This is a genomic window from Mycobacterium sp. (genome assembly GCF_049278535.1).
Lineage (GTDB): Bacteria > Actinomycetota > Actinomycetes > Mycobacteriales > Mycobacteriaceae > Mycobacterium.
The window spans coordinates 1-4,003 of sequence record NZ_JBAPMI010000365.1; the positions used below are offsets into that span (position 1 = coordinate 1).

Genomic DNA, 4,003 nt, shown 5'->3' on the forward strand with positions numbered 1-4,003 from the left:
CAATGAGGTTGTCCACCAAGGGCATTGGTGATCAGGTGGCGCTACGCCAGGCAAGCTGACCGCAAGACGTCAGGCGTCCACGCCGGCCAGGCCGGCGAGCCGATGCAGAAGCCCTCGTTCAGCTGAGCGACGATGCGGGGGCCTTTAAGCCCGCTGTTGTCGTACACGGTCGCCGAATCGCAACGGATGATCGCGGTGGCGACAAGTCCCCAAAGTCGTTGGTAGCGTTCGCGAATCTTGTTCTCGGGCACATCATGTCCGCCAGCGATGACCCGGCGCCGCACTCGCTCGACCGCCAGCTCCTCGGGGATGAGCAGGACATGCAGGACGATCGTGTAGTCCGCCGCGCAGGCGGCATCGATCAGTTCCAGCTTTGATGGGTGGGAGAACACGGTTTCGGCGATGAACGATGCGCCCAGCTCGATGAGCTTGGCCCTCGTCTCTGCGGCGACCCGCGCGGCCTGGTACGAATGCGATTCCGGATCATCTGGCCAGCGTTGCTTGGCGATCTCGTCGGCGTTGACGAAGGCGCTTCCCGGCAGCAGCGGTGCCAGCGTGAGTTCGACGAACGTCGACTTGCCGGCTCCGTTGGGTCCGACGACGAGATCGAGCCGCTTCATCGGGTGGGCGCGGCGCTAGCCTTCCTGGGTCGCGGCGCTCGGCGCTTCGTGGTGAGCACCACCGACGACCCATCAGGGCGGTGCTCGACGATGTCACCGTTCTCATCGAGAGCCACGGTGGTGACGCCGCGCTCGGCCAACAGCTTCCCGTAATTCGATCCCGCCAGTTTCTCTTGAATGGCCGCGGCGATCTCGGCGTTGAACACCGCGCCTTCTTCGACGCTCAGTTCGCGCAGTTCCAGATCGCCGGTCAGCGCGGCCTCGACCCGCCGCCGGGCCGCCGTCTGCTGACTCGAAACCGCGCGGCCCACCCGCGCCCAGTGGTCGAGCTGCTGCTTGGCCGAGCGGCTCTGTCGCGCGCCCTCGGCGGCTGCGCTGTCCATGAGGTCGGCTGCGATGCGAGTCACCCGATCAGCGGTGTTCGTCATAACGTCTCCTAGTGTTGCAGACTGCTACAACTGTAGCAGGTTGCTACAACCAAGCTGAGAAGATGGCGTTGGCCCGCGTCGGCACACCACCTGGTAGTGCGAATGCAGTGACGTGTGTCCATCTATTTCCCTCTAAGAGCCGACGCAGTAGTCGTCGACATCAATAGTCACAAGCAACACACTGGCATCCCTGGTATCGCGAATACAGGGTGCTTGCCAGGTCGCGGGCGTGTCGTTGTTTGATGGCTGTGCCGTGCGCTGTATCAGCCTTGACCCACAAGCCGCCCGAGCAGCGCCTGGTGTTTTCTGTCACGATGGCGTCATCGCGCGTCCGGGTCGGGACCAAAAGGGGGTACTCCGTCGAAATGAATGAGTTGAAGTTTCTGGATTTGCACGGCGATCGGGTGGCCTACCGCGACAACGGTGACGGGGAAGTGCTGCTGCTGATCCACGGCATGGCGGGAAGTTCGGACAGCTGGCGTTCGGTGCTCCCGCAGCTGTCGAAGAACTTCCGGGTGATCGCGCCGGACCTGCTGGGCCACGGCGAGTCGGCGAAACCCCGCAGCGACTACTCGCTGGGCGCATTCGCGGTATTGCTCCGCGATTTCCTCGACGAACTCGGCGTCAGCCAGGCCACCGTGGTCGGTCACTCGCTCGGCGGTGGGGTCGCTATGCAGTTCGTCTATCAGCACCCCGATTACGTCCAGCGGCTGATCCTGATCAGCAGCGGCGGATTGGGTCCCGATGTCGGACTGGTGCTGCGGCTGCTCTCCGCGCCCGGCGCGGAGCTGGTGTTGCCGATCATTGCGCCCAAGCCGGTGCTCACCGCCGGTAACAAGCTCAGGTCATGGTTGAGGGCCGCCGGCATTCAGTCGCCGCGCGGCGCCGAGTTGTGGAGCGCTTACTCGTCGCTGTCGGACGCCGACACGCGGCAGTCGTTCCTGAAAACGCTGCGATCCGTGGTCGATTACCGCGGGCAGGCGGTCAGCGCGCTGAACCGGCTGCGGCTGCGCGAGGAACTACCGATCATGGCGATCTGGGGCGATCGGGACAGCATCATTCCGGTCGACCACGCGTATGCCGCGCACGAGGCGCGCACCGACAGCAGACTTGAGATCCTGCCCGGCGTGGGTCACTTCCCGCAGGTGGAGGCGCCCAACGAGGTGGTCGAGCTGATCGAGGACTTCATCGCGACCAGCGAGCGTCGGGATGTGGACAGTCCGCAGCCGAGTTCGAAACCCGGGCCAGGCTCGCCGGCCGGGCTCGCAGAGTGAGCCCATCGGGAGCTGTCCCGATGGTGAACGTCGAAGACGTCACGTAGCGCGGCTTGCCATGATGGGCGCATGGCCGAGCGTGATCGCGACCAATCGGGTCGAGCCCGAAGTGCACGCCCGCGTGATTCTTTGGGCCGGCCGCTGCCCTATGGCAGTGCGGGCGTTCCGCGGATCCCCGATGACCTCGAGCTGACACCGGCCGAAACCTTGGCCTATGCGCAGGATCTGCTGGACCAGGGCCAGGCGTTCAGCGCGCACGAGGTCCTTGAGGCGGCCTGGAAGGACGGTCCCGACGATGAACGGATGCTGTGGCAGGGCCTGGCGCAGCTCGCGGTTGGTATCACCCACGTCCAGCGCGGCAACGTCAAGGGGGCGACGAGTCTGCTGCGCAGCGCGTCGGCCCGTCTCTCCCAAGACGACCGGCCGGGACGCCACGGGATCGACGTCGTCGGCGTGGTGGACTTTGCCGATGCGCTGATCGACGACCTCACGGCGGGTGTCCAGATCACGCCGCAGCGGCTGCGACCGCGTCTGCTCGTCGTCGAACCCGGTCGCAAGTAGCGGCTTTCTGAATGTGATTTCGACGGTGACCCCACTACTAGTGGACCTCAGCCCGCGGCCGGCCGGGCTTTCGCTCCCACTCCTGCGCGAATTTGCGTATCGCGGCCGCATCCCACACCACGCCACCACGCAGATCAGCCAAAGTGCTGGGAATGCCGCTAACTCACGCAACTGATGCACCCGCTGACGCGACACACCCAGCTCGTCGGCGATCTCGGCGGCCGACATCAACTCCGGCATCGTCGGGGCCTCAGCCCGGTGGCGCCACTGCGGCTCCCGCATGGACGCCATCGTCAGTAGCCTTGCCATTCACAACATTCCGGGCCATGACGGACGCCGCCAAGCGCTAAACGAGGCGATGCGAGTGCTGCGCCCAGGCGGTCGCCTCGCCATCGCCGATCTCTAGGAGACCAAACAGCACGCCGACCATCTGCGAGCGGAAGGCTGGCAACAGGTCGAGCGGAAAAGCGTCGGATGGCGAATGTGGTACGGCGGCCCACGGGTTTCGACGCACCTTGTCACCGCGACAAAGCCGCGATGAATCGCGCGGGAAATCCTGCCTAACACTGCGGGTAACCCCTCATATGGTGGTCAGTCGCAGGTCAATTGGTCGCCTAGTCTCGAACTCGATGGACAACCCACTGCGGCATCCTCCCGGCGTGCCGCGCGTTGAAAAGCCGCGGGTGGAAGGTCAATTCCTGCTGGCCGACGGCCGTCGCCTCGGCTATGCCGAGTTCGGCGATCCCACGGGCCCGGTAGTGCTGTGGTTCCACGGCACACTCGGCGCGCGGCGCCAATTCCTCGCGAAGGGTCGGCGGGCCGCCGAGCAGCTCGGCCTGCGGGTGATCGTTATTGAGCGGCCGGGCACGGGACTGTCCGATTCGCACCGCTACTCCTCGGTGAGCGAATGGGTTGCCGATATGGCGCAGGTGGCCGACGCGCTCGATGCTGAGCAGCTGGGCGTGGTGGGCATGTCCGGCGGAGGCCCCTATGCACTGGCTTGCGGAGCATTGCCTCCACTGGTCGACCGCGTCGCCGCGGTGGGCGTTCTCGACGGTACCGTCCCGGCGGTCGGTCCCGAGGCCACCCGCGCCGGCGCCACCAACATCGCCCGGCGGTT

The 4,003-nt window shown here is 65.7% G+C and carries 5 protein-coding genes and 2 pseudogenes; 4 read left to right on the plus strand and 3 right to left on the minus strand.

What is annotated here, in order from left to right; translation table 11 throughout:
• Positions 1-41: 41 nt before the first annotated feature.
• Both WAO18_RS23585 and WAO18_RS23590 read right to left on the minus strand, forming a co-directional pair.
• Positions 42-620, minus strand: a complete 579-nt coding sequence (locus WAO18_RS23585) for an AAA family ATPase (protein ID WP_422208649.1) — start codon at positions 618-620, stop codon at positions 42-44.
• Entirely contained in the window at positions 617-1,048 is a 432-nt protein-coding gene (locus WAO18_RS23590; RefSeq protein ID WP_422208650.1) for a TA system antitoxin ParD family protein, read from the minus strand. The genes WAO18_RS23585 and WAO18_RS23590 overlap by 4 nt, the downstream gene beginning before the upstream one ends.
• Before the next feature lie 365 nt (positions 1,049-1,413).
• On the opposite strand from WAO18_RS23590, the gene WAO18_RS23595 reads away from it, so the two are divergent.
• Together WAO18_RS23595 and WAO18_RS23600 are read left to right on the plus strand one after the other, a co-directional pair.
• Positions 1,414-2,322, plus strand: a complete 909-nt coding sequence (locus tag WAO18_RS23595) for an alpha/beta fold hydrolase (RefSeq protein WP_422208651.1) — start codon at positions 1,414-1,416, stop codon at positions 2,320-2,322.
• Between the two features lie 69 nt (positions 2,323-2,391).
• Positions 2,392-2,883: a DUF309 domain-containing protein gene (locus WAO18_RS23600; RefSeq protein WP_422208652.1), complete on the plus strand. Its 492-nt coding sequence runs from the start codon at positions 2,392-2,394 to the stop codon at positions 2,881-2,883.
• Positions 2,884-2,938: 55 nt separating this feature from the next.
• Here the strand turns inward: WAO18_RS23600 and WAO18_RS23605 are convergent.
• Positions 2,939-3,159: pseudogene (locus WAO18_RS23605) on the minus strand (hypothetical protein); the annotation flags it as partial.
• A gap of 4 nt (positions 3,160-3,163) precedes the next feature.
• Between WAO18_RS23605 and WAO18_RS23610 the strand changes: the two are divergent.
• Positions 3,164-3,424 (plus strand): annotated as a pseudogene (locus tag WAO18_RS23610) (class I SAM-dependent methyltransferase); the annotation flags it as partial.
• Between the two features lie 88 nt (positions 3,425-3,512).
• The coding region (locus WAO18_RS23615) for an alpha/beta fold hydrolase (RefSeq protein ID WP_422208653.1) at positions 3,513-4,003 on the plus strand (491 nt) is incomplete at its 3' end.

Coding starts and splice junctions, on each gene's coding strand:
- WAO18_RS23585 (WP_422208649.1), bottom strand. CDS start 620: ATGAAGCGGCTCGATCTCGTCGTCGGACCCAACGGAGCCGGCAAGTCG.
- WAO18_RS23590 (WP_422208650.1), bottom strand. CDS start 1,048: ATGACGAACACCGCTGATCGGGTGACTCGCATCGCAGCCGACCTCATG.
- WAO18_RS23595 (WP_422208651.1), top strand. CDS start 1,414: ATGAATGAGTTGAAGTTTCTGGATTTGCACGGCGATCGGGTGGCCTAC.
- WAO18_RS23600 (WP_422208652.1), top strand. CDS start 2,392: ATGGCCGAGCGTGATCGCGACCAATCGGGTCGAGCCCGAAGTGCACGC.